The organism is Pseudoalteromonas sp. SR43-2 (genome assembly GCF_014163885.1).
GTDB classification, from domain to species: Bacteria; Pseudomonadota; Gammaproteobacteria; order Enterobacterales; family Alteromonadaceae; genus Pseudoalteromonas; species Pseudoalteromonas distincta.
Window position 1 is genome coordinate 290,081 of the sequence record NZ_JACJED010000002.1, and the last position, 25,381, is coordinate 315,461.

General features: G+C 38.4%; 21 protein-coding genes and 2 tRNA genes. 11 read left to right on the top strand and 12 right to left on the bottom strand.

All coding sequences use genetic code 11. The annotated features are described in order from the left end of the window. Positions 1–14 precede the first annotated feature (14 nt). Complete coding sequence (locus H5120_RS02885) at positions 15–767, bottom strand: Nif3-like dinuclear metal center hexameric protein (protein WP_002961686.1); 753 nt, start codon at positions 765–767, stop codon at positions 15–17. Between the two features lie 150 nt (positions 768–917). On the opposite strand from H5120_RS02885, the gene H5120_RS02890 reads away from it, so the two are divergent. Beyond that, positions 918–1,259 carry a hypothetical protein gene (locus tag H5120_RS02890; protein WP_002961684.1) on the top strand — a complete coding sequence of 114 codons (342 nt, stop codon included), beginning with the start codon at positions 918–920 and terminating at the stop codon, positions 1,257–1,259. 138 nt (positions 1,260–1,397) lie between these two features. Here H5120_RS02890 and H5120_RS02895 read toward each other — a convergent pair whose 3' ends face one another. The 5 genes from H5120_RS02895 to H5120_RS02915 all read right to left on the bottom strand — a co-directional run bounded on the left by H5120_RS02895 (position 1,398) and on the right by H5120_RS02915 (position 9,632). Next, entirely contained in the window at positions 1,398–4,577 is a 3,180-nt protein-coding gene (locus H5120_RS02895; protein ID WP_182673533.1) for an amidohydrolase family protein, read from the bottom strand. Between the two features lie 105 nt (positions 4,578–4,682). Further along, entirely contained in the window at positions 4,683–5,507 is an 825-nt protein-coding gene (locus H5120_RS02900; RefSeq protein WP_182673534.1) for a M90 family metallopeptidase, read from the bottom strand. A 353-nt stretch (positions 5,508–5,860) separates the two neighbouring features. Further along, positions 5,861–6,499, bottom strand: a complete 639-nt coding sequence (locus H5120_RS02905) for a CatA-like O-acetyltransferase (RefSeq protein ID WP_182673545.1) — start codon at positions 6,497–6,499, stop codon at positions 5,861–5,863. Positions 6,500–6,635: 136 nt separating this feature from the next. Continuing rightward, a complete protein-coding gene (locus tag H5120_RS02910; RefSeq protein ID WP_182673535.1) occupies positions 6,636–7,676 on the bottom strand; it encodes a Glu/Leu/Phe/Val dehydrogenase in 1,041 nt (346 codons plus the stop codon). Between the two features lie 429 nt (positions 7,677–8,105). Beyond that, positions 8,106–9,632, bottom strand: coding sequence for a fumarate hydratase (locus H5120_RS02915; RefSeq protein ID WP_007375888.1), 1,527 nt, complete (start codon positions 9,630–9,632; stop codon positions 8,106–8,108). Between the two features lie 155 nt (positions 9,633–9,787). Between H5120_RS02915 and pabB the strand changes: the two genes are divergently transcribed. The 3 genes from pabB to H5120_RS02930 all read left to right on the top strand — a co-directional run bounded on the left by pabB (position 9,788) and on the right by H5120_RS02930 (position 13,208). Next, positions 9,788–11,146, top strand: a complete 1,359-nt coding sequence (pabB, locus tag H5120_RS02920; RefSeq protein ID WP_182673536.1) for an aminodeoxychorismate synthase component I — start codon at positions 9,788–9,790, stop codon at positions 11,144–11,146. Positions 11,147–11,152: 6 nt separating this feature from the next. Continuing rightward, a complete protein-coding gene (locus H5120_RS02925) occupies positions 11,153–11,728 on the top strand; it encodes a CoA pyrophosphatase (RefSeq protein WP_033021652.1) in 576 nt (191 codons plus the stop codon). Between the two features lie 103 nt (positions 11,729–11,831). Continuing rightward, positions 11,832–13,208, top strand: a complete 1,377-nt coding sequence (locus tag H5120_RS02930) for an L-serine ammonia-lyase (RefSeq protein ID WP_182673546.1) — start codon at positions 11,832–11,834, stop codon at positions 13,206–13,208. Positions 13,209–13,284: 76 nt separating this feature from the next. Here H5120_RS02930 and cysB read toward each other — a convergent pair whose 3' ends face one another. Then, positions 13,285–14,262, bottom strand: coding sequence for an HTH-type transcriptional regulator CysB (gene cysB / locus H5120_RS02935; protein ID WP_002961670.1), 978 nt, complete (start codon positions 14,260–14,262; stop codon positions 13,285–13,287). A 324-nt stretch (positions 14,263–14,586) separates the two neighbouring features. On the opposite strand from cysB, the gene H5120_RS02940 reads away from it, so the two are divergent. Further along, entirely contained in the window at positions 14,587–15,345 is a 759-nt protein-coding gene (locus H5120_RS02940) for a hypothetical protein (RefSeq protein WP_182673547.1), read from the top strand. A gap of 72 nt (positions 15,346–15,417) precedes the next feature. On the opposite strand, the gene H5120_RS02945 is transcribed toward H5120_RS02940, so the two are convergent. Continuing rightward, a complete protein-coding gene (locus tag H5120_RS02945; protein WP_002961426.1) occupies positions 15,418–16,710 on the bottom strand; it encodes an NCS2 family permease in 1,293 nt (430 codons plus the stop codon). A gap of 118 nt (positions 16,711–16,828) precedes the next feature. Between H5120_RS02945 and H5120_RS02950 the strand changes: the two genes are divergently transcribed. The 3 genes from H5120_RS02950 (at position 16,829) to H5120_RS02960 (ending at position 18,544) form a co-directional block, all read left to right on the top strand. Then, positions 16,829–17,293 carry a tetratricopeptide repeat protein gene (locus tag H5120_RS02950; protein ID WP_002961427.1) on the top strand — a complete coding sequence of 155 codons (465 nt, stop codon included), beginning with the start codon at positions 16,829–16,831 and terminating at the stop codon, positions 17,291–17,293. A 298-nt stretch (positions 17,294–17,591) separates the two neighbouring features. After that, the gene (locus H5120_RS02955; RefSeq protein ID WP_002961428.1) at positions 17,592–18,026 is read left to right on the top strand and encodes a SulA-like leucine-rich domain-containing protein; all 435 of its coding nucleotides are present in this window, start codon (positions 17,592–17,594) and stop codon (positions 18,024–18,026) included. Between the two features lie 38 nt (positions 18,027–18,064). Beyond that, the gene (locus H5120_RS02960; protein WP_182673537.1) at positions 18,065–18,544 is read left to right on the top strand and encodes a YchJ family protein; all 480 of its coding nucleotides are present in this window, start codon (positions 18,065–18,067) and stop codon (positions 18,542–18,544) included. 74 nt (positions 18,545–18,618) lie between these two features. On the opposite strand, the gene H5120_RS02965 is transcribed toward H5120_RS02960, so the two are convergent. The 3 genes from H5120_RS02965 to H5120_RS02975 form a co-directional block, all read right to left on the bottom strand. Next, complete coding sequence (locus H5120_RS02965; RefSeq protein ID WP_182673538.1) at positions 18,619–19,536, bottom strand: diguanylate cyclase; 918 nt, start codon at positions 19,534–19,536, stop codon at positions 18,619–18,621. Positions 19,537–19,729: 193 nt separating this feature from the next. Continuing rightward, positions 19,730–20,032 (bottom strand): DUF6172 family protein, encoded by a 303-nt coding sequence (locus H5120_RS02970; RefSeq protein WP_002961433.1) that lies wholly within the window; start codon positions 20,030–20,032, stop codon positions 19,730–19,732. 179 nt (positions 20,033–20,211) lie between these two features. Then, positions 20,212–20,739 carry a VC2046/SO_2500 family protein gene (locus H5120_RS02975; protein ID WP_033021584.1) on the bottom strand — a complete coding sequence of 176 codons (528 nt, stop codon included), beginning with the start codon at positions 20,737–20,739 and terminating at the stop codon, positions 20,212–20,214. Positions 20,740–20,851: 112 nt separating this feature from the next. On the opposite strand from H5120_RS02975, the gene H5120_RS02980 reads away from it, so the two are divergent. Beyond that, a tRNA-Tyr gene (locus H5120_RS02980) sits at positions 20,852–20,936 on the top strand. Between the two features lie 49 nt (positions 20,937–20,985). Further along, positions 20,986–21,070: transfer RNA gene (locus tag H5120_RS02985), tRNA-Tyr, on the top strand. Between the two features lie 71 nt (positions 21,071–21,141). Here the strand turns inward: H5120_RS02985 and H5120_RS02990 are convergent. Further along, positions 21,142–21,840, bottom strand: coding sequence for a M48 family metallopeptidase (locus H5120_RS02990; protein WP_182673539.1), 699 nt, complete (start codon positions 21,838–21,840; stop codon positions 21,142–21,144). A 394-nt stretch (positions 21,841–22,234) separates the two neighbouring features. Here H5120_RS02990 and H5120_RS02995 point away from each other — a divergent pair. Next, positions 22,235–25,381 (top strand): MHYT domain-containing protein (locus tag H5120_RS02995; RefSeq protein WP_182673540.1); only part of this gene is annotated, 3,147 nt, incomplete at its 3' end.

Below are 25,381 nucleotides of genomic sequence, written 5' to 3' on the forward strand. Positions count from 1 at the left end.
CTTATATAGCCTAATTAAACTGGGTTATCTATGTCTATAAATGTCACATCAAAACCATGCTCTTGAGCAAGTAACTCACCTAGTGCTTTTACGCCATAGCGCTCTGTTGCATGATGCCCAGCTGCAAAAAAATCAATGTTTTGCTCACGAGAACTATGAATTGTCTGCTCCGATGCTTCACCCGTTAAATAAGCATCAATGCCTTGATCTGCTGCTAAGTCAATATATCCTTGCCCACCACCAGTACACAGTGCAATAGTTTCTATTTTAGCTGAACGTACTAAGCTTGTGAGCGGGGTTCGATTAAGCACCTTTGCAATTTTATCTGCAAAATCTTCACCACTTAATGGTGTTTTTAAACGCCCTTTCATTGCTACGCTATTTGGAGTTGGCTCTAGCCCTGTTTCAATTTCAATATCTAATAACTTTGCAAGTTGTGCGTTATTGCCAACTGCTGGGTGAATATCGAGTGGTAAGTGATAGCCGAATAAATTAATATCGTTTGCTAGTAGCGCGCCTATGCGACGCTTTTTCATACCCGTTATTGGTTGAGACTCCCCTTTCCAAAAAAAACCATGATGAACCAAAATAGCATCTGCTTGTTGCTCAATGGCAGCTTCTATTAAGGCTTGACTTGCGGTTACACCCGTCACAATTTTTTTAATTTCGTTTTTACCTTCGACCTGTAAGCCATTTGGGCAAAAATCTTTTATTAAATGAGGTTTCAAAATGTCATTTAGGAGTTGGTTAAATTCTCTACGTTGCATACAACTTACCTTACTTAGCACTGAATTTTGTGCAAATTTTGGCGTTTATAGGCCTAAAATGGAAGGAAAATCGCAAAAAATTGAAAAACTGTTTTAAAATAGGTATAAATACCTCTTCTTTATCTGTGTTCACAACGTATAGGGTCTCTGATGAGCAAACTAGACAAAACAGAAGTGTTATCTGCCTTTGAAGCAGCGTACGAAACCGCCAATGGTAAAAAACCTGAAATCACAACCAAACCTGGTTGGTACAGCATTGATGGCGGTAAAAATTTACGCCTAGCTGACGTAGCAGAGCTTACTAAAAAATTAAACTCTGGTAAAACAACTAAAACGAAAAAACCAAAAGCAGCTGCTCCTGTTAAAGCACAGAAAAAAGCGCCATTCACTGTTGTTACCGAAAATGAAGAAGGTTACACAGCGGAAGAACTTTGGATTGTAATTTTAGCTCGTAAAGATCATGACTGTCGCTTACCGCGCGGTGTTGTTTAATCAACATTTATGATTTTTAAAAGAAACCGCGTTAAGCGGTTTTTTTATATCCGTTATTTGCCAAAAACATAAAGCTTTATAAGTTGTGTAAGGCTAAAAAAAGCGGCTATGTAGCCGCTTTAAAAAGTTTAAAATAAATTACAGTTCTTCAAAATAAAGTGGTTCGCGTTCTTTTTTACCCACTTCATTCATTGTCTCTGCATTGAATAGTCGACCATTGATCATGGTGTAATCTACTTTATCCGAATCTCGAATATTTTTAAGCGGATCGCCATCTATAACCATTAAATCAGCCAGTTTGCCCACTTCAAGCGAGCCTACGTTTTTATCAAGTCCTAAATACTTAGCCGGATCGAGTGTTGATGCACGTATTGCCTCAAGCGGTCTCATTCCGCCTTGTGCAAACATCCACATCTCCCAGTGTGCACCTAAGCCTTCACGCTGACCGTGAGCACCTAAGTTAACTAATACACCTAGGTCTTGCAGCTCGGCAGCAACGCGTGCGTTATTAAAGTGATTATAGTGATGATCGGGCGCTTTAATGCGGCGCATAGAGCGTGGTAATAATTGATTTTTTGGCACAAATTTACTTAAACGTGGATGATTCCACACATCAGTTTTATCGTACCAGTAATTTTCACCCCAAATGCCACCATAAGCCACTACAAGTGTTGGTGTGTAACCAACATCACTTTGCGACCATAACTGCTTTATATCGTCATATATATTCTCTACAGGGATTGAATGCTCAATACCTGTGTGTCCATCTACAATCATACTTAAGTTATGTTGTAATAATGAGCCGCCTTCAGGGACAACCATCATTTCAAGTTCACGGCCTGCTTCAATAACTTGTTGGCGCTGCTCTCGGCGTGGCTGGTTATACGATTTAACACTAAACGCCCCTACTTTTTTAAGGCGCTCTAAATGAAATTTAGCATCGTCTAACGAGTCAATATGCGACGTATAACCCGGCATATTTGCGCCATATAAAATAGTACCCGTTGAGAAAATACGCGGGCCAACAATCATGCCTGCCTTTTGCATTTCGCTTGCGGTAAATATTTCTGAGGTATCATTTGATGGATCGTGAATTGTAGTTACACCCAGCGCTAAACCTGCAAAGTTTTTCCAGTTTTGCTCAGGTATAATTTCATCGCTTGCTTGCGAGCCATGTGCATGAGCATCAACTATACCAGGCATAATTGTTTTGCCTGTTACATCAATAACCTCAGCACCTTTAGGGATGCTTATCTCGCTGGCTGTACCAATTGCTTTAATATGCTTGCCATCGGTGATGATTACACCATTTTCAATAACCTTTTCGCCATCCATAGTTATAATTTTTGCACCAGTGAGCGCAATCATGCCTTTAGACTCTGCCATTTTTTTACTGAAACCAATATTATCGCCACTTTTCACTTTAAAGTCGGCATCTTCGGCTTTGTTAATGGCAAACATCCCCTCAAGGCTTGCATGATAAAGCTCAGGCCCTAATGTCCAATAAAGTTTGTTGCTCTTAGCACTCCAGCTAATGTTTTCACCAGCACGTACCGATAACTGCTCTATTGGGAATTGACTGTCTTTAGGCCCAATATTAATTGTTTTACCACTTTGAACAAACGGCGTTACAAATACTTTAAATCGCTCAGCAAAAGCGAGGTATTGCCCATCTGGTGATACTCTAAATTCAGTAGCATGCTCTGATTCGTACAGTTTGCGAACTTTTTTACTTTCAAGCTCAACTAAGCTAAGCGTTGGTTGTGGCCAAGGACTCATTATAAAAACGCGATCGTTTGCATCTCCAAATTGTGGTTGATATCCACTTTTTGAAATAAGCTCACTTTTACCGCCTTTTGCGCTTACGCTATAAACCCCCGGATTAAGTGACCACTTAGGGTTTAAAATACTGCCGCCAGTAGCTTTTCGATAAACAACCGTTTTACCATCTGGGCTAAACGTTGGCTCTACATATTTACCAGGCTCTTTAGTTATTGTATCGCCACGACCACTGCGCGCAGACACCACTCTTACAGACCCTTGTTTGTTATCATCCCATGTGGTGTAAACTATTTTTTTACCATCGCGAGAGTATTGTGGAAATAATTCGTAATGATCTGTTTGCTTTGTTAAACGCTTAATTTTACCCGACTCTAAATCACGTTTATAAATATGCCCAAGCGCTTCAAAAATTGCCGTTTCGCCATCTGGGCTTACTTGCACATTACGCAGCATTTTTACATCAAACTCATCAGTATCTAAGTTTTGTGTAAAGCGCACTGCTTTTTGAATTTTTTTAGTAGTTTGCACTTTAAAAGGAATGGTTTTTACAGATTTGTCTGCAACATCTAGCTTGTGAATTGTACCACCAGCCCAAAATACTAACTCTTCGTTATCGGGTGTCCATGCAATGGTTGGGTATACACCATGAATAGCCCATGTTTCTTGCATATCTCGCTCAAGCTTATCGTAAAGCTTAGTGTGCTCACCGCTAGTTAAGTCATATAAATACAAGCTAGTTTGAAAGTCATCACGCTTTATATAAGCAAGCTTTTTACCATCTGGTGATGGTGTAGGCCTAATAGCACCGCCCATCGTATCGATTATGGTTTCAATTTCACCCGTTTCACGGTCGTAGCGCTTAATTTTATAAATACCCGCTACAGAATCTTTTGAATAATGAAAGGTTTTGCCGGGTGTTGCATCATGCGAAAAGTATACATAACGACCATCCGGTGAAAACATTGGCTCACCTAAATCTTTTTGATCGTTCTCGCGTTTTGTAAGCTGTACGCCCTTGCCACCCGCTTTATGATACAACCACACTTCACCTGCTCCCAATGAGCGGCTAGCTGTAAAGTGTTTACGCGCAACTAAGTAGTCGCCATCAGGACTCCATGCAGGACTATTTAATAACCTAAAGGTTTCATCGGTAACAGCGTGTTGATTTTCGCCATTTAAGTCCATTATCCAAATGTTATCGCCGCCACCTTGGTCGGAGGTAAACGCAATACTTTTGCCGTTAGGACTAAAGCGTGGTTGCATTTGCCATGCAATATCAGAGGTGAGCTTTGTAGCTGTACCACCACTCATTGACATAGTGTAAATATCGCCAAGTAAGTCAAACACCACAGTTTTACCATCAGGGCTAATATCAATATTCATCCATGTGCCTTGCTCAACGCTAATTGCAGCGTCAACAAATTGCCCTTTTGGTGAATCTACTTGCCATTTTTGTTCGTCTTTTTCAGCGGCATTTACCTGCCCTATCGCTAATGACACCGACAATGCTAATACTGTATGAAGCATTTTTTTCATGCGTTTCTCGCTTGTTATTGTTTCAGTAAAAACTATTTCACATGATTGCAACAAAAACAAACGCAACTTGCCAGCGTTATATGATAAAGCGCGGTTTATGTAGGTTTAATGCCAAACAATAGGGTCAAATTGATAGTAATTAACTAGCATACTATAAATTTCAGGATCGTATCGGCGAAGCTCTGCGGGTTTTTCGAGGAAGGTTTCGGTGATAACTGCAAAAAACTCAGCTTCGTTAGTCGCACCATAGCTGTGAATAACATGTGGCATGCTATAAGCAACATGACTTTTCAACTGGGTGAAAGCACGGCTAAATACTCGGCCCCACTCTTTGTAATCTGCTGAGCTTTTTAAAATGGGTGTGCCCGTTGTTTTACCTGTTTCTTGATCGAGTTGATGCGCAAACTCATGAAAAACTAAATTATGTCCATCACTTGGCAAGCGGTTACCTTCAAGCACGTCATGCCAACTGAGTACTAGTGTGCCGCCAGGCCATGACTCGCCTAGTCTTACCGTATTATGGTAACTCACAAGTCCTGCACTATCGCGAGTTGATTGCGGAGCATAATAAGCACTTGGGTATAATAAAATTTCTTTTACATTTCTATATAACGGCCACGGTTTATTAAGCACTAATACACACGCATCGGCGGCTACAATTAACTTCATTGCAGACGTTAGCCTTAAGCCATCACAACCGACAAAGCGTTTTTCGTTTAAAAACCACGTAATATGTCGCTCTAACTTTTCTCTGTCAGCGTCGGTCATTTTTTTATAGATGGGCATGCAACGCAGTAAAATATCTTTTTGCTGTGAATTTAAAGCAAAGTCTTTATATTTACTGCGCCATAATCGGTTTTGAATTGATGGCCAACGCCAGAAAATCACCACAAAAAGAATTAAAACAACAATTAACAGTCCATTTATCATGGGGATTTCCTGAGCTAAGGTATGGTATATAAATATGCCCAGCACACGTGCTTTTCAAGCATATAAGGTTATGTATTTGAATATAAAGTAATTCACATCGCATTGCTTATAGATTACTTAACCTGAACTTTGGTTAAGAGATTTACTAATGTATTGGATCATGGTGATATTTAAATTTATTTTCTCTAGCCAGAGATTTTTAGTGAAAACAAGGCGAATTTACGCGTTAATAACGGGCCTATTGCAAGTAAATTCAACGCAGTTAGCGCTAAAAATAGCTGCTTGAGATAGATTTATTATCCAGAGTTCAGGTTAATTACTGCTTGCACTGCCGTTAAATGATGTGTTTAAAGTTAACCTTTGCAAAAGGAGTCAAATGTACCCTGCAATGTGTTTATAAATTTCGCTACGTGCAAACCATCCATTAATGAGTGGTGTACATCGATAGCTAAAGGTATTGTACCTGTGTGTTTATCAAACTGACCAAATACAAATTTAGGAATGCCTAAACTCTCCCCTTCACTAAATGCATGCGAAAACGCACTAAAATTCAGCCACGGCAAAACAGATATATGAATTAAGTCGGCCTGCCCTTCTGTTTGAGCAAATGCATCAGAAAATAACGGCTGTAATTTCGCTTTTTTGCTTACGTCACTTGCATGATTTGCAAACTCTTTAAAATCGCTTGCGCTGTTAAAATAACTAAAAACAAACGTATCGTTTTCAGACAACTCAACCACACTTGCGCGAACACTATTAAGTAGCCATGGCTTACTATCTATTATACGTAGCATTATTGAATCGTACTCATGGCACGCTTTTAAGGCGCAATATACATATGCTTGAAAAAAAGAAAATTGATTGGTTTTGCAATAGTCGTAAAGTGCTTGAGCATCTAAACGCACACACACATTAAAATAAGGCTGAGAAAAGTGTTTAAATAATTCAAAGTGTTGCTTTCTAGGCCAATTATCTAAATCGATAGGCTGCATGAGAGAAGTTGAGGGAGTCATAATTTGCCGCACAAAATTAAAAATAAAGTGTACCGCTGTTCAGTAACAATTGCATTAACTTACAGATAAACAAAAGGTGTGCAATTGCACACCCTTATATAAATTAGAACTTAGATCACAGACCGTTTTTAATGATCTCTTGCGCTAATTCGTCAGCAATTAAATGCGTTGATTTTTGCTCTTTTTCGCTGCGAGCAAAAATTTCAGTTAACGTATTAAAAATACCTTCAACATGTTTATTAGACGCTGCTGCACTGTAACCTTCTGGCGCTGTTTCGTAATAAACATTAATAATACCACCGGCGTTAATTACGTAATCTGGTGCATATAAAATGCCTTTTTCACGAATAACTTCACCGTGGCGAGATTCTGCCAGCTGATTATTAGCACAGCCTGCAATAATAGTCGCTTTTAAACGCGGTATAGTTAAATCGTTAATAGTTGCGCCTAGTGCACACGGTGCATAAACATCAACATCTAAGTCGTAAATGTCATCAATGCCAACCGCAGTTGCGCCAAAATCACTTACTACACGGTCAATGGCAGCTTGGTTAATGTCAGTTACAAACAACTCAGCGCCCGCATCATGTAAATGTTTACATAAACCATAAGCAACAGCACCTAAACCTTGAACAGCCACTTTTACGCCTGCAAAATTTTGATGGCCACGTTGATGCTGTAGCGCTGCTTTAATTCCTAAAAAAGTACCGTATGCTGTAAATGGCGATGGGTTACCGCTTTTACCTTCAAGGCCCAATACGTAATTAGTCTCTTTATTCATAATAGCTACATCAGCACATGTGATGTTTACATCTTCTGCTGAGTAATAGCTGCCATTTAATCGCTCTAATTGACGACCAAATGCACGGAATAATTGCTCAGATTTAATTTCTTTCGCATTACCTATAATTACAGATTTACCGCCACCAAACGGTAAGCGCGCCACTGCATTTTTATAAGTCATGCCCTTTGATAAACGTAGCACGTCATAAACAGCATCTTCGTCGTTCGCATAATCCCACATTCTACATCCACCAACTGCAGGACCTAGGTTGGTATTATGCACAGCAATAATTGCTTTTAAACCCGACTCTTCATCAGAACAAAAAACCACTTGTTCATGGTTATCAAATTCAACTCGATTAAACACAGCCACTTAAAATACTCCGAAATAGTTAACCCGTGAGAGGGTATGCGCGCTGGAAATTGCCGAGACTTTATCACTTCATATACGTGTTCGCTATACTCACAGATGATAAAACCAATGAAAACATTAAGCTTAAATTAAATAACCTAATTAAAACTTTTATATAGATAAAAAATTTACAAAACCGTCATTTTTAAGTTTTAAATACTATAAATATAAGAACCACACCGACTTACGTTTACGTGAACGTAATACAATTGTTGCATGTAAAGTTTAATATACAAGTGCTACCTGGCCGCTACGTACCGCTGCCTATAGGTTTCCAGTAAAAAGTAAGCTTTTTCGCAAACTGGTCAGAGCTGTAAACTTGCTAATAACTCTATTTAAAAAACAAAAAAGCGAGCACTAGGCTCGCTTTTTAAAAATACAAAACGTACGTTATTTTAGCTTGCTATCAAGCTCTTCAATTTTAGCTTTCCAGATAGCAGGGCCTTGTGTATGCGCATTGGCGCCTTCACTGTCTACTGCAACAGTCACTGGCATATCTTCTACTTCAAATTCGTAAATAGCTTCCATACCTAAATCTTCAAAAGCTACAACACGCGCTTTTTTAATCGCTTTAGATACTAAGTAAGCTGCGCCACCTACTGCCATCAAATAAACAGATTTATGCTCTTTAATAGACTCAACAGTCGCAGGGCCACGTTCAGCTTTACCAATCATGCCTACAATGCCTGTTTTTTCTAGCATCATATCGGTAAATTTATCCATGCGAGTGGCTGTTGTAGGGCCAGCAGGACCTACTGCTTCATCGCGTACCGCATCCACAGGGCCTACGTAATAAATAAATTTATTATCAAAGTCTACGCCCTCAGGTAAACCTTCACCTGAATTGATCATATCTTGCAAACGTTTATGCGCTGCATCACGACCTGTTAAAATAGTACCCGAAAGTAAAACGGTTTCACCCATTTTCCATTCTTGAACATCTTTTTTAGTCAGTGTATTTAAATCAACACGACGTGTGCCTTCGCCTACTTCAAATGTTACTTGTGGCCAATCTTCTAGTTTAGGTGCTTTTAAATTAGCAGGGCCAGAACCGTCAAGCGTAAAATGTACATGGCGAGTTGCCGCACAATTTGGGATCATTACTACAGGTTTTGAAGCGGCATGCGTTGGTGCCGTTTTAATTTTAACATCAACAACCGTTGTTAAACCGCCTAAACCTTGTGCGCCGATACCTAATTTATTAGCACGGTCAAAAATTTCTAAACGCAGTTTTTCTTCAGTTGTCTCTGCGCCGCGTTCCATTAGTTCATGGATATCAACCGGATCCATTAACGACTCTTTAGCCATTACTGCTGCTTTTTCAGCCGTACCACCAATACCTATACCTAGCATGCCTGGCGGACACCAACCAGCACCCATTGTTGGTAGTGTTTTTTCTACCCATGCAGCAACATCATCTGACGGGTTTAACATAACCATTTTACTTTTGTTTTCAGAGCCGCCGCCTTTAGCCGCAACCATTACTTCTACTTTTCCACCCGCTACTAAATCAATATGCACAACCGAAGGCGTATTATCTTTAGTATTTTTACGCGTACCAGCAGGGTCTGCAACAATAGATGCACGTAAAGGGTTATCTGGATTCAAATATGCACGACGAGTACCTTCATCAACCATTTGTTGAACGGTTAAATCTGTTTTATCCCACTTAACATCCATACCGACTTTAACAAAACAGGTAATAATACCGGTGTCTTGGCAAAGTGGACGCTTGCCTTCAGCCGACATGCGTGAGTTAATTAAAATTTGTGCAATGGCGTCTTTAGCCGCTTTACTTTGTTCTTTGTTGTACGCTTTTTCGAGTGCTTGAACAAAATCAAGTGGGTGATAGAACGAAATATATTGCAATGCATCTTCAATGCTATCAATAAAGTCTTGCTGACAAATTGTACTCATAGTGGTTCCTTAAGTTACCGTTACGCGTTGTCGCGTAATCTAAATCAAACCGGTGACGGTGGTTTGCACTGTTTTTTGCAGCTTAGTGCTGCCAAAAAATTTGACTTATGATACCCTCCCAGCCCGTTTCGAGCCAGTTCTTAAAGGGGCAGTAAATGCTAAACAATAAAAAAAATTGTATTAAATTAGGCATAACACAAAACTGCATTGACGTTTTTGCGCATTTTTCACATTTGCCTTATGCAATTCTATTAGATTCTGCAAATAGTAATCATATAAACAGCCGTTTTGATATTGTTGCTATTGAGCCGCAAAGTACCCTTGAAGTAAAAAATAATAAAAGCTTTTTAAATAATATAGAAAGTAGTGATAACTGCTTTGAAATTATGAATAATGAGCTTTCGCATCTTGCTAAAACAAAAGCCGATTACGATTTACCCTTTAATGGCGGCTGGCTTGGCTACTTTGGCTACGACTTAGGGCGTACAATTGAAAACATCCCCACTCATGCTATTGAAGACATTAATCTTCCCCAAATGGCTATTGGCCTTTACTTAGATGCCCTTATTTACGACAAACAGCAACAAAGCTGGTTTTATGTATCGCAGCCAAACACCGATCGATTAGCGCTTTATGAGCAATACTTAAATACACACGCTAACTCCCAAGTTAATACGCAGTCCTTTGCCCTAAACAGCGACTGGCAATCAAATATGAGCGAAACGGAATACGCTGCAAAGTTTGCCCAAATTGAGGAGTATCTAAAAAGTGGCGATTGTTACCAAATTAATTTAGCGCAGCGCTTTAACGCTCAGTTTGAAGGCTCCCCTTGGGCAGCTTATATTAAACTGCGTGAGGCAAATAAAGCGCCATTTTCGAGCTTTATAAATCACCCTCAAGGGGCAATTTTATCAATTTCCCCTGAGCGCTTTATATCTGTAAATAATAACGTTGTAGAAACCAAACCTATTAAAGGCACTCTGCCGCGAAAAGCGGATGCGCTGGAGGATCAACGCCAAGCCCAAATACTCGCAGCATCAGCTAAAGATCGCGCTGAAAACGTCATGATTGTTGATTTACTGCGTAACGACTTAGGCAAAGCGGCAAAACCTGGCAGCGTTCACGTCCCTTCCCTTTTTGCTATTGAAAGCTTTCCGGCAGTGCATCATTTAGTAAGCACGGTAACCTCAGAACTTGATGAAGGCAAAACAGCGGTCGATCAGTTAAAAGCGGCTTTTCCGGGTGGCTCAATCACTGGTGCGCCCAAAATTAGAGCGATGGAAATAATTGAAGAACTAGAACCACATCGCCGCAGCATTTATTGTGGTTCAATTGGTTATTTAAGTGCATGTGGAAATATGGATACGAGTATCACTATTCGTACCTTGGTGTGCCACAAAGCGCAAATTTACTGCTGGGCAGGTGGCGGAATAGTAGCTGATTCTAAAGTCGAATTGGAATATCAAGAAACTTACGATAAAGTAAATAAAATCCTCCCTTTATTAAAACAGTAGGTCGCTTTGAATAGTGAACACATTATGGCGCGGTTTCTGTTAAGCCCTACAGCTGCGCCAAATCAGTTAAAAGACACACGTAAAAAACGCGCTAGCGCTGTTATGCTACCCATTATTGATATAGATAATCATGCACATATCTTACTGTGTAAACGCCCTACTTATTTACACCATCACCCTGGGGAGATTTGTTTGCCCGGAGGTAAGTTTGAAGTAAGCGACATTACCCTTCGCGCCACAGCCCTTCGCGAACTAAAAGAAGAGCTAAATATTGCCCAAAACAACGTTAATGTATTAGGTCACTTACCTGAGTATTCAACATTAACGGGTTTTAGTATTAGCCCCTATGTGGGTTTACTTAATAAAGGCACCACCTGGGAAAATGACTATAATGAAGTACAAGCGAGCTTTTTACTCTCGGTCACTGAGTTAAATAACGAAGCTAATTGGCAACCCTTACCTTTTCAACGATTTGGGAAAACGGTTATTTTGCAAGGTTTTAAAACGCCACATGGTTTACTTTGGGGTGCGACTGCAAGCATTATAAAAAACTTTACAAAACAACTCGCCTTACCAGTTTAAATCTTCGTTATTAGTAGTTACACAATCACAATTCCACGTTATCATGCTCGACCGTTCAAAGAGCAGCTTCGTGCTGATAAAACAAAGTAGAGACACACACATTATGATCAGTGCATTTGATATGTTTAGCATTGGTATTGGCCCTTCGTCATCACACACCGTTGGCCCAATGCGCGCATCACGCTTATTTGTTAATGACCTACAAGAACAACAATTATTAGCAAATGTTACCGATATTAAAGTAGAGCTTTATGGCTCTTTGGGTCAAACAGGTGTTGGCCATGGTTCGGGTAAAGCCGTAATTCTTGGTTTAGCCGGTTATGACCCTGAAACTATAGATGCCGATTTAGTCGACGACATTTTAGCGACAATCGAAAAAGATCAGGTTATTTATTTAAACAAAACACACAAATCTAAATTTCCAAAACAAGGCGCTATTGTTTTTCATCGTCGCAAAACGCTGCCTAAGCACTCTAATGCAATGGAAATTATCGCCTCAAACAACGGCGAAAAAGTTTACAGCAAAGTATATTACTCTATTGGCGGTGGCTTTATTGTCACTGATGAAGAGTTTGAAAACGAAAAACAAGCAGCCCTTGATATTAGAGAAGAAAACCCAGCTCCTTTCCCTTTCAGTAGCGCAAAAGAGCTACTAGAGATGTGTAAAGAGTCAGGGCTTAGTGTTTCAAGCTTAATGATGAAGAACGAAAAAACACTACGCACTGAAGATGAAATAAAAGACACGCTGTTTCATATCTGGAAAGTAATGATGGCCTGTATTGACCGTGGTATGCGTACCGAAGGTATCCTACCTGGCGGCTTAAAAGTAAAGCGCCGAGCGCCTAGCTTATACTTAAAACTAAATATAGAGGTCAGTAACGACCCACTTCGTGCAATGGACTGGGTTGATTTATTTGCCCTTGCCGTAAACGAAGAAAATGCGGCAGGTGGCCGTGTAGTTACCGCACCAACTAATGGTGCTGCGGGTATTTTACCGGCTGTGCTTATGTACTATCACACATTTGTGAAAGAAGTAGACCGCGATATAGCCACACGTTATTTATTAACGGCTGCTGCTATTGGTATTTTATATAAAAAGAATGCCTCTATATCGGGTGCCGAAGTAGGTTGCCAAGGTGAAGTTGGCGTTGCGTGCTCTATGGCTGCAGGCGCATTAACAGAAATTGTTGGTGGCAATGTTGTGCAAGTAGAGAACGCAGCAGAAATTGGTATGGAACATAATTTAGGCCTCACGTGCGACCCTGTTGGTGGCTTAGTACAAGTACCGTGTATTGAACGTAATGCAATGGGCGCGATTAAAGCAATTAATGCCTCACGTTTAGCTATTCGTGGCAGTGGCGAGCAAAAGGTATCACTTGATAAAGTGATTAAAACCATGCTTGAAACCGGCAACGACATGAAAACCAAATACAAAGAAACCGCTCGCGGTGGATTAGCTGTTAATATTATCGAATGTTAATCAGCTCGCTATAAAGAGAAAAAGCTGCCTATTTTAAAATAGGCAGCTTTTTTATTGTTCGTTCAATGCAATCACCTTATTTAACGGGTAACTCTATATCTGCAAATAACTTATCTACGTCATCTTGGTTACGTAACAAGCTTGCTCGCTCTACGCGCTCTTTAGTTAAGTGCGGTGCAAAACGTTCAATAAAATCATACATGTAAGTACGTAAAAAGCTGCCCTTTCTAAAACCAATTTTGGTCGTGCTTGCTTCAAATAAGTGGCTTGCATCAATACACACTAAATCGGTATCGCTCACTTGATCTATCGCCATTGAAGCGACAACACCAACTCCTAAACCCAGTCGTACGTATGTTTTTATAACATCAGCATCGGTTGCAGTAAATACAATGTGTGGCTCAAGTCCGTGTGCGCTAAATGCTTTATCTAACTCTGAGCGGCCCGTAAAACCAAATACATATGTAATGAGTGGATATTGGGCAATGTCAGCAACAGTTAAACTATTTGCCTTTTTAGCGAGCGGATGGTCTTTAGCAACAACAATACTGCGATTCCAATGATAACAAGGCAACATAACTAAATCTGAATACAAATGCAGTGCTTCTGTTGCAATAGCAAAGTCGGCATCACCGCGTGCTGCAGCATCCGATATTTGCTGTGGAGTACCTTGGTGCATATGAAGCGATACCGCAGGGTATTTTTTCATAAACCCTTGAATAACGTTAGGCAAAGCATAACGGGCTTGGGTATGTGTTGTGGCAATATTTAACTTACCCTGATCAGGTAACGTATGCTCATTAGCAACGGCTTTAATACCTTCTACTTTGGAGAGTATTTCACGAGAAATATTAATTATATCTTCGCCAGCACCGGTTACATGCGTTAAATGTTTACCACTGCGACCAAAAATTTGTACACCCAACTCGTCTTCTAACATGCGTACTTGTTTAGAAATTCCTGGCTGCGAGGTAAATAAACTCTCAGCAGTCGCTGAAACATTTAATTTATGATTTTGTACTTCTACGATGTATCTGAGTTGTTGTAATTTCATGGCTGCAAATTTTAACGTTATTATTCATATTATTTATAAAGGCAATACCGCTTAAAACCAAGTGTTATTTACGTAAAATATCACTTTAGGTCTTTAGGTGTGCAATTATCTGATTAGAGCTCAAGGCTAGCATAATAAATATGCTTGAGGTAGCGATGTTTATTCAGCTTTAGTTTATAAGCCCTTAGGGTGACTACGGTTTATAAAGAGCTCAACCTATCAATTTTTTGGTGTATTTTTTAAGTTAATCGGCGCAAAGCTACCCTGTTAACGTATATTTAATGTAAGATTAAATAATTAGGTTATATGTCCGAGAATTACACCATGATCGTTTCTATTATAATAGTGCTTATAGTTGCATTGATTGTGATTGCACTTTGGGTAAGTGCTGTACAACAACACAAAGAAAAACAAGAGGCAGAACGCCGCAAAGAGCTTACAAAACAAAAAGCTATAATAGAAGAAACAGAAGAAGCGCTAATGAATAGTGCTAACATACCCCTGTCTGAGAATCTAATTCGTACGTTACAACGCCGTATTTACGAAGCTTTAAATACAATGGTTAATAACTCGCAAACATCTAAAGCACTTAAAAGCCGCTTAAGTGAAGCAAAAACGCACTTATCTAATCCCGTTCAAGATAATAGCAGTGAAGCTTTAACGCTACCGAGTAATGACAAGCAACTTGTAGGCCTAATTCAAGGCATTAAAAAATTACGCTCAATTTTACGCTCTGAACATAGTAAAGGTCGTATTGACAGCCAAGTTTTTGTTTTAGAAGATAAACGTCTCGAAAAACTACAACTACGTATTAATATTGAAAGCCAAGTAAAGCGTGGCTTATCTGCCCGCTCAGCAAGTATGGTTGGCTCTGCAAGGCAGTATTTTGAAAAAGCACAGGCAACGCTCAATGCAGTTACATACACCGATGAATATGTAACAACAAAACGCCAAGAAGTTGAAGGTTACTTAGAAGCAATTAGTGTTGAACTGAGAGCTTCTAATGCAAGCGCACTTAAAAAGAAAACAGAAGAAGAGCAAGACGACTTAGATATATTGTTTGCTCCTAAAAAGAAATGGTAATTCTTTTAAAAAGTATTAAAAAAGCCTGCACAAATTAAATTTATGCAGGCTTTTTTGTCTATTTGTTAGTCATTAAGACAAAAATGCAAACTTGAAAACAAACAAGGCTGTCAATATCCAAACACTAATACTGATTTGATCTTGCTTACCACACAATACTTTTACCGCTGTATAAGATATAAAGCCAAGTGCAATACCGTGCGCAATCGAAAACGTTAATGGTGTCATTAGTAATACTACAGTAACAGGAATTGCATCGGTCATATCATCCCAATTTACAAACTTTAAATTTTGTAGCATCAGCACAGCGACATATAAAATAGCACCTGCCGTAGCATAAGCCGGTACCATTTGTGCAAGCGGTGCAAAAAACATCATTAGTAAAAAGCAAATACCTACAACTACAGCCGTTAAGCCAGTACGTCCGCCAACAGATACACCAGCAACCGATTCTATATACGATGTAGTCGTAGACGTGCCTAGCATCGCACCTGCAATTGTTGCAGAGCTGTCAGCACTTAGTGCGCGTCCTAAACGAGGCATGTTACCTTTTTCATCAGCTAAACCAGCTTTTTGAGTGACCGCAACTAATGTACCTGAAGTATCAAAAAGATCGACAAACAAGAATGCAAAAATAACACTCATCATTGATATATCAAAAGCGGCGGCAAAATCTAGTTGCATAAAAGTAGGCATTATTGATGGTGGCATAGCCATAACACCGTGATATTCAACTAGCCCTAAACTTAGTGCAATGCCTGTCACTAATAAAATACTAATAAGTACACCGCTTTTAAAATCGCGGTATAAAAGCGCTGCAATTACAAAAAAGCTTAATATAGCCAATAATGGGCCTGGGGAAGTAATGTCGCCCAATTGCACTAGTGTTGCTGGGCTTGAGACAATAATGCCTGCATTTTTAAGGGCAATTAAGGCTAAAAAAGCACCTATACCTGTTGCGATAGCTCGCTTGAGCACCAGAGGTATGGCATTAATAATCCATTCTCTGACTTTAAATAAGCTTAAAAATAAAAATATACAACCCGACATAAAAACAGCCCCTAATGCGGCTTGCCAGGTATAACCCATTCCTAATACGACGCCATACGTAAAAAAGGCATTTAGTCCCATGCCAGGCGCTAATGCTAATGGATAATTAGCCCATAAACCCATTATAAAACAGCCTATCGCAGCTGCTATACAGGTAGCTACAAATGCAGCCCCTTGGTCCATCCCTGCCTCAGCAAGCATAGCCGGGTTTACAAATACAATGTATACCATAGTAATAAAGGTAGTTAGGCCAGCAACGCATTCGCGTTTAACTGTTGAATTATTTTCGCTGAGTTTAAATAAGGCTTCAAACATAATAAACTTGTGATAGTAAAAAGTGGCGAGATTTTAACATAAAAATTATCTTTTACAGGACATTTTACCTTGCTATATACTAAACTGTTAAAGTAGTTAAAATAATAAATGAACCAATATGCTTAAAACAACACCTTGTGAGCAAGACTTAGAGCAACAGCTAGACAACATTTTAGGTTTTGTTACTCAACCAGAAAGCAGCCCCGCGCCCATTGATAATAAAAAAGATGAGCAAAGTACTATTAATAAAGCCCTATATTATTTAAAAAATAATCAAGCTCCATTGGCTGCAAAATGGATGCGCCTTGCTGCAATGGCAGGAAACCATAGAGCACAGTTTTATTTAGGTTTATTTTTTGTAAAAGGTGAAGGCGTGCCACAAAGTGTATTTCATGCTGTAGCGTGGTTGAGCTTAGCGAGTAGCCAAGGGTACGCACCTGCCACTGCAGCGGTTACAGATATACGCAAACATATCGAAACTAAGCGATTTAAAGATGCTCAATGTTATGCAGCAAGTTTGTACGAACAAATCCACCAACTCCAGTTTTCTCATATGATCCCTCGCACCAGTGAAAACACATAAACTAACTAAGGTATAAGTACTGTATACAGTGTTGAAAAATACTGTATATAGTTACAAAGATACTCCTACACAGTATAAAACCCACAAATAAAAACATGACTCAAAAATTTATTTTAAAAATACCCTCTCAAAAACAAGCCTATAACAAGTTGATTAATAAAGAATTATAGATTTAAAAACAAAAAACAATGATCAAAAGCTGAATAACTGTACAAATAAATAGCATAAAATGCTTGCACGAAAGCACTGTATAAACTACTGTATATGAATACTGTATAAAAACCCAGTGAGTGAAATTATGTTACAGCCTATTACCGTAAGAACAGTTAAAAGTTACCAACAAGACGAGCAAAGCGATTGCGTAAATTTGATCCAAATTGAAGATGAAATTTCAGCGACCTTTGAGCTTTTAAAAGTATTACACCAATATAATAGCTCTAATGCATGGACGTTATTAATTGCGCCAGATCATGTACCGAGCAAAGCTTTACTTGACTCATGCTCTATTGATACAAGTAAATTACTTGTTATTAGACAGAAGCACCTAGTAAATCTAGAGTATGTATTAAATTCTGCGTTACATAATGGAAACTTTGCAGCGGTAATCACCTGGACCGATATAGTTAATAACCAACTACTTACAAATCTATCGTTCGATTTAAGTAAAACGAATACAAAACTATACTGTTTTACTAAAAACGCACAAACAACAGAGATACCACTCGCTCAATAAGCTTGTTAAACTAATGTTTTAGACTTTGTATTATTATTATGACTTCACTCAATGCCATACTATGTTTTTGCAGCAGTGGGCACAATTATGCCGATTGCTGCGAGCCGCTTCACTTATCTGTAAAGCAAGCTGACACTCCTGAACAACTTATGCGCTCACGATTCAGCGCTTATGTTATTAAAAATGCAAAATATGTTTATCAAACCTACGCAAAAGAAAAACAAGCTGAAAACCCGGTTAAAGAAATCAATGATTTTGCTAACAGCTGTCGATTTATAAATCTTGATTTAATTGACTCAAGCCATGATGGCGATACTGGAACTGTAGAGTTTAAAGCCCAATATTTTTATCAAAACTTATTTTGTGAGCTTCATGAAAAATCGCAGTTTATTAAAGAAAACACTCAATGGCGTTATTTAGATGGCACTATATATCCTGTTGAAGATATTAAAGTGGGCAGAAATGATGACTGCCCATGTGGTAGCAATAAAAAGTACAAAAAATGTCATAGCGTGTAATAAATAATCTTATTTAATATTTATCACCTACAAGGTGTTTTTAAGTGGCAAAGTGATTTATTAGCTAGCTAAACTTAAAAACACACTTGGTTACGACCTTGCATTTTGGACTCATACATTTTTTCATCTGCGATCTGCAAGGTGTTTTTGTTATTTACGTACGGTTGTAGGGTTGCACCACCAATACTAATAGTCACAAAGTCATATTCTGAATATCTGTGTAATATTCCTAAATCGACCACATTTTTTTTAATTTTATCAGCAACACAAATTGCACCTTCAGTGCTTGTATGCGGTAGAACAACTACAAACTCTTCGCCGCCGTAACGCGCAACAAAATCGGTTGGCCTTTGCAAACTATTAGTAATAGTTTGTGCAACAAGGTTTAAAACCGTATCGCCTTGCACATGACCATAAAGATCGTTGTATTGCTTAAAGTAGTCTATATCGATGAGTAATAGTGCATAGTCGACTTTTTCTCGTAAGGCGCTTCGTTCCATTTTAGAAAAATGTGCATCAAAATAACGGCGATTGAATACTTTAGTTAAATCATCTAAAAATACTTTTTGATTGAGTAAGTCGTGTTGTAATTTTAACGTTATATGGGCACGAACCCTTCTAAATAGTGTTTCTTTTATAATCGGCTTTTTAATAAAATCAACAGCTCCGGCTTCCCAACACTCTTCTTCTTCGTTTTCAAAGGATGTAACAAAAATAACTGGGATATCCTGTGTTTCAGTATTATTTTTTAATTTTAAACATGTATCAATACCACTCATTCCACCCATACTAATATCGAGTAGGACTATATCGGGTACATTTACATTACAAATTTCAATTGCTTCTTCACCACTTCCAGCTGTTGTCACATTAAAATGCTCTGATAATATTTTTTTCAATACGATTAAGCTTAATAACTGATCGTCAACTATAAGTACTTTAGAATTCTTTAAACTTAGTTTTAATTGATGGTCAGAGTAATTTATTGGCATAGTAAAAAATGTTTTGTTTTTTTAATTAAAACAGCCTATAGCACTACATTTTGTTATGCAAATGTTAATTAAGAGGGGTTCTACTTATTGGTTACTAATAAAAATGCTTTTTAGTAAATCTTTATTGCATAAAAACAAAAAATGAGCCACTTGGGCTCATTTTATAACTTTGAATACTTAATTTAGTTAAGTATTATTCGTCATCATCTAAATCTAATTGCTGACGTTGAGCAGGTCGAGCTAAAATCTCTACATAGAAAGAGGTCAAACCTTGCTTTTCAATTTCGCCAATTTGGTTACTTAATTCAGCAACGTGCACAACTTGCGCATCTTCAGCTGTGTTACCAAACTTACAGTCAAATGCCCAATAGTCAGCATCTTCAGGTAGCGTTTTATTACGCTCTCTTTTCAAATATTTTTTCACTTCGTGCTTTGCAGCATCAACCATACGAGGGTATTTGATTTTCTCGTGATTTAGCGTGAATGTTTTCTTCATTACGTTCCTAATTACCTTGGTTTAATGATAATGGCATTTCATGTCATACCATTTGACGCCATTATAGCAATTGCATTTAATTTTTGGATGCTTTTTTTTCATTAAATCAATTATTAGCAAATATATAAAGCAGACCCGTTATAAAGCATATATTAACTGATGATTATTACAATCATATATCACACCGCAATAAGCTGAAGTGGTTGATGTATTGCATCACTATTTAGGCTGTCGTAAAAAGCAGCTGCATTTATAGGAGGATTCGCAAGTTGTGTTTGTTCGCTTTTAATTCTTCTTCTGACAGCAAGCTCACAGTTATCTATTATATTAAGTGGAATATGCTTATCATCATTTCTAATCGCAAGTGGTTCAGGGCTTAAGCATTGCCTTAACTTAATACTTGTCATACCACAGCGCTCCCCTTCTTGAGATATTAATGAGGCATTAAACTGTCCAACCAACATATTGTATTCATCAGGGGCTAAAAGTTGCTTTGGACCTGCGCCAAATTGCTTTCTTAATGCCTCTTCTTCTATAACTAAATTATCTATTTCAGTTTTTGGTAAATGAAATTGGCTAAAGTCGAGTGCGTCATGTGACAGCATCGCTAATAGTAGAGAAAATTCGCCACGGCGATTTTCATGCACACTATTATTGAGCCTACTGTTTAACTGACTCTCTGTGATTAACAAATCATCTATTTGCATAGTCTTTAGTCGATTGTGGTAACTGATAGATATTTATCGGCTTTATTTCAATTTTCTTTAGCTTTTTTCTTTACTTAAATACGCAATTTGCTATTATCAGCGCCGTTGCATTGGAGGGGTTCCCGAGCGGCCAAAGGGATCAGACTGTAAATCTGACGGCTCAGCCTTCGCTGGTTCGAATCCAGCTCCCTCCACCACTTTTCTTACCGCTAAGTTAAGTGGGGCCAAATGCAATAAAATTAGTGTGGAGGGGTTCCCGAGCGGCCAAAGGGATCAGACTGTAAATCTGACGGCTCAGCCTTCGCTGGTTCGAATCCAGCTCCCTCCACCACTTTTCTACTATTCCTTTATTCCTATATTCCTATATTCCTATATTCCTATATTCCTATATTCAGGTTAACTTCAAAACACCCATTGTAAACTCATGCTGTTTTTCTTTAGCCATGTTGATGATGCTTCATAATTAGGAAAAAAACGCTCAACGTGTTGCCAAAAAGCTTTACTGTGGTTTAAGTGACGTAAATGCGCTAACTCGTGGACAATCACATAATCAATAGCATGATAAGGTGCTCCGATTAAATGCAAATTAAATGTTAGCTCTCGCTTACTATTACAACTTCCCCACTTTCGCTTATAAATAGCTACTTTTAGACTCGTAGGTAATTCTTCACCCATTTGTGCGCAGAAGTACGCTAAACGCATTTCTATATATGCAGTTAGTTGCTCTTTTAAATATTCTTCAAGAAGTTGCTGATATTTTTGCGAAGTATTTTTAACGCGCGAAGAGTGCGTAATAAGCAAGCTGTCGTTACAGTTTAGTACTTCGGACTTAGTACTTTGCTTAAATTCTATGTTTACAATGCTATCAAAGATTAAAATTTGTTTGTCTTTGAGCGGGTTCTGTCTGCTATCAGCAATATTGTGCTGTTTAGTTAATTGAGCATTTACCCACACCTGCTTATCAAAAAGCCATTCTTGGATGTGTTTATTACTAACAAACTGAGGGGCATATACAGTCACCTTCTTGTTATGTACTTTAATGGCAACCGTTTTACGTTTTATACTTTTCTTTAACTGATATTCAAACACTTTCATACTCATTAATGATATTGCTACGAGAAAATTCACCAGCAACTAATAAAACCAAATAAGGTGTACTTTTCGCTTAGTTAAGCCAATTCATTAGTTTTCTTAAGGTTACTCGATAGAAACTTAAATATGACCATATAAATCTAACTTAGTCCTGTGACAGGCAATACATTAGAATAAAAAACACCAACTAAAATTCTAATCCTTGATAAAAAAAAGAAAACTAAAAGTAATAAATTCGTTATTTTATTCACTCCATTGAATTAACGGTTTATTGATTAATTAAGTAGATTAGACTTGATAAATAAAGCTTACATTTTGAGCCATTATGTAATCAGCTTTTTTTATCACAGACCAAGATCCTAGCTTAATCATTAATGGCGTTTACGACCCTCTATTAGTTTCAATGTCATTGCTAATTGCTATTTTTGCAGCCTTTTTCACCATTCGACTTATAGAGCTCGCAAAAGAAACTCAATTTCCTAGCTACCAACGTTTAGCAAATGTGACCGCTGCTACTGTTTTTTCGGCTGGTATTTGGAGTATGCACTTTATTGGTATGCTTGCCTTTTCACTGTGTACTAATATTGATTATGATCCAACAATCACTCTCCTTTCTTTTATACCAGCATTTATAGCATGTCAGTACGCTGTATCAATGCTAGTAAATAGTAAAGGGAATCTAAAAGTATTGTCGATTTGCTCCGTGTTACTAGGAGCTGGCATTGGCACTATGCATTATAGCGGCATGGCTGCAATGGATCTTGCTCCTTTACTTAGATATGATCCATTGATATTTGCGTTATCAATCATTGTTGCTGTAACCCTCTCCTTTATAGCCCTTTACAGTCGCTTTAATCTTGAGCGTTTTTTACCCTCTTTATCACCTCTTCAAAATAACTCAATTAGCGCTGTTATTTTAGGGTGTGCTGTTGCTGGTATGCACTATATGGGTATGGCCGCTACACGTTTTGTAGCTACATCGCCACTAATCTATGATGATGCTAACGCAACCGCAGGACTAACTTTTATCGCCATTGCAGTCGCCACAGCAACTATCGCGATTACAAGCGTGGTTGGTGTAATAAATGGTATGGTTCGCTATCGCATGCTACTTGAGGAGAAGTCGGCAAAAGAATCCCGTCTAAATGCTATTTTAGGTACCGCTATAGATGGCATTGTTACCATTGACCATGCTGGTATTATTTTAAGTTTTAATGAAGCCGCAAGTAAAATTTTTGGCTGGCAAGAAAACCAAGTTCAAGGCAAAAACGTAAAAATGCTAATGGACGATAACATTGCCAAGCACCACGACGAATACCTCTTAAATGCTCACAATGTTGATCTAGGTAAAATAATAGGCATAAACCGTGATGTATATGCAAAACACATGAACGGACATGTTTTTCCTATTCGCTTAGGTATAGGCGAAGTAAATCAGCCGGGCCATAACCCTTTATATGTTGGCTTTATCACCGACTTGACCGAACAACGCGCTTTGCAGCAAAGTTTAGAAGAGAAAGAACAAAAATACCGCTCTCTTATCGATAACATGCCCGGAGTCGCGTTTAGATGCAAGTTTGATGACAACTGGACTATGTTATTTATTAGTCCAAATATAATTGAGCTTACAGGGTATAACCCAAATGAGTTTACAGAGCATTGTATCGAGTTTAATGACTTGGTCTTGAAGTCAGACCAAAAACAAATAGTTGATGAAGTCACTAAAGCTGTTGATGCAAAGTCTCAATATTCTATTGAATACCGAATTAGACATAGAAATGGCAAAATTTTGTGGTTGTTAGATAAAGGGAGTATCGACTTTGATGCTCAAGGCAACCCAAAGTGGATTGATGGTGTTTTAGTCGATATTACTGAACGCAAAGAATATGAAGAAAAACTAGAGCAAGCTAAATTTAAAGCTGAAGAAGCTGCTCATGCAAAGCAATCTTTTATGGCTAATATGAGCCATGAAATACGCACCCCAATGAATTCTATAATAGGTTTTAGCGATCTATTAATGGATACCCCACTTGATCAAGAACAACAAAAGCACTTGGTTACCGTAAATAATGCAGCGCGTTCATTGCTAAGATTGTTAAATGAAATTCTCGATTCTGCAAAACTAGAACGCGGTAAGCTTACCATTGAGCCAGTCCACTTTAGCTTAAAACCAGTGATAGACAGTATTATTTCTACTTTTTGGCTAGAGGCTAAAAAGAAAAATTTAGAACTTAAACTCCATATTAAAGAATCAGTAAGTTCTACGTACTACGGCGACCCAGATCGACTCAGACAAGTACTCACTAATCTAATTGGTAACGCGATTAAGTTCACCGAAGAAGGCTCTGTTACGGTCACCGTTGGCATGACACAAAATCAGCATCTGTTTTTTGAAGTGCAAGATACCGGAATTGGTATTGCAAAAGATCGTATTCAAGCTGTATTTCAACCTTTTGAACAAGCCGATGGCACTACTACTCGCCGCTTTGGTGGTACAGGCCTTGGTACAACCATAAGTAAACAACTTGTAGAGCTTATGGGCGGAACAATAAACTTAGTAAGTGAGCTAGGTAAAGGCACCTGTTTTTACTTTTCATTGCCGCTTACTTTAGGTGACGAATCTAAAATAGATTATTTTGATGGTCTACACACCCAACTGCCTGCACTTAGAGTGCTAGTAGTTGATGATATAGAGCAAAATACAGAACTACTGTCTTTGCTTCTGTCACGCGATCAGCATTCAGTTACCAAAGCGTCAAACGGACTTGAAGCGATTAAAGTATTTGAAGAGCAAGACTTTGATGTCATATTAATGGATATACATATGCCCTTGTGTGATGGCATACAAGCAGCACAAAAAATAAGAGCAATAGAAAACCAAAGGCAGCTTAAGTACACGCCAATTATCGCGCTCACAGCAAGCGTATTACAGCAAGATAAGCTTACGGCTAAAAAAGCAGGCATGAATGGCTTTGCTAATAAGCCTATTGATATAAACCAACTAAACCAAGAAATAGCGCAAGTGCTGGGGCTTGGTATTGCCAAAGAAATGGTTATATCGCAAAGCGATCCTAAAGCGCAGCATATAGATTTTGAAAAAGGATTAGCACTTTGGGGTTCTAAGTGTAAGCAACTTACAGAGATTACTAAGTTTGTTAGTGATAGTGATAAGCGGTTTGAGAGATTATTTAATGATAAATTATCAAACATAAAAGATGTCGATAGCCTCATTCACACACTCAAAGGTGTTGCTGGTAACTTAGGGCTAACAACGTTAATGAAGTTATTAACAGATTTAGAGCACAAACAAAGTGATGCTAAAGTTATTAGTCTTTTAGACGATATCAAAAACGAACTACTTATTATAACGCAACTGCTGTCATCAAATACTTGCGATGAGCCAAATAGCACGCCTGAAGATGATAGCTCCGACACTCTATCAATAGATGAGATTAAGCAATTGTGTGAAACACTTCATCAAGATGCGCAAAACGCAGAATTAAATGATGAACTACTCGCAAAGTTGCAACGCGGCGCACCTTCTACCTTT

Bases quoted from the DNA above. Each gene is read 5' to 3' on its own strand.
- H5120_RS02900 (WP_182673534.1), bottom strand. From the start codon at position 5,507: ATGATAAATGGACTGTTAATTGTTGTTTTAATTCTTTTTGTGGTGATT.
- H5120_RS02915 (WP_007375888.1), bottom strand. From the start codon at position 9,632: ATGAGTACAATTTGTCAGCAAGACTTTATTGATAGCATTGAAGATGCA.
- H5120_RS02945 (WP_002961426.1), bottom strand. From the start codon at position 16,710: ATGTTTGAAGCCTTATTTAAACTCAGCGAAAATAATTCAACAGTTAAA.
- H5120_RS02890 (WP_002961684.1), top strand. From the start codon at position 918: ATGAGCAAACTAGACAAAACAGAAGTGTTATCTGCCTTTGAAGCAGCG.
- H5120_RS02990 (WP_182673539.1), bottom strand. From the start codon at position 21,840: ATGAGTATGAAAGTGTTTGAATATCAGTTAAAGAAAAGTATAAAACGT.
- cysB (WP_002961670.1), bottom strand. From the start codon at position 14,262: ATGAAATTACAACAACTCAGATACATCGTAGAAGTACAAAATCATAAA.
- H5120_RS02905 (WP_182673545.1), bottom strand. From the start codon at position 6,499: ATGCAGCCTATCGATTTAGATAATTGGCCTAGAAAGCAACACTTTGAA.
- H5120_RS02965 (WP_182673538.1), bottom strand. From the start codon at position 19,536: ATGCCAATAAATTACTCTGACCATCAATTAAAACTAAGTTTAAAGAAT.
- pabB (WP_182673536.1), top strand. From the start codon at position 9,788: ATGCTAAACAATAAAAAAAATTGTATTAAATTAGGCATAACACAAAAC.
- H5120_RS02975 (WP_033021584.1), bottom strand. From the start codon at position 20,739: ATGCAAATAGATGATTTGTTAATCACAGAGAGTCAGTTAAACAGTAGG.
- H5120_RS02955 (WP_002961428.1), top strand. From the start codon at position 17,592: ATGTTACAGCCTATTACCGTAAGAACAGTTAAAAGTTACCAACAAGAC.
- H5120_RS02885 (WP_002961686.1), bottom strand. From the start codon at position 767: ATGCAACGTAGAGAATTTAACCAACTCCTAAATGACATTTTGAAACCT.
- H5120_RS02930 (WP_182673546.1), top strand. From the start codon at position 11,832: ATGATCAGTGCATTTGATATGTTTAGCATTGGTATTGGCCCTTCGTCA.
- H5120_RS02940 (WP_182673547.1), top strand. From the start codon at position 14,587: ATGATCGTTTCTATTATAATAGTGCTTATAGTTGCATTGATTGTGATT.
- H5120_RS02895 (WP_182673533.1), bottom strand. From the start codon at position 4,577: ATGAAAAAAATGCTTCATACAGTATTAGCATTGTCGGTGTCATTAGCG.
- H5120_RS02950 (WP_002961427.1), top strand. From the start codon at position 16,829: ATGCTTAAAACAACACCTTGTGAGCAAGACTTAGAGCAACAGCTAGAC.
- H5120_RS02960 (WP_182673537.1), top strand. From the start codon at position 18,065: ATGACTTCACTCAATGCCATACTATGTTTTTGCAGCAGTGGGCACAAT.
- H5120_RS02970 (WP_002961433.1), bottom strand. From the start codon at position 20,032: ATGAAGAAAACATTCACGCTAAATCACGAGAAAATCAAATACCCTCGT.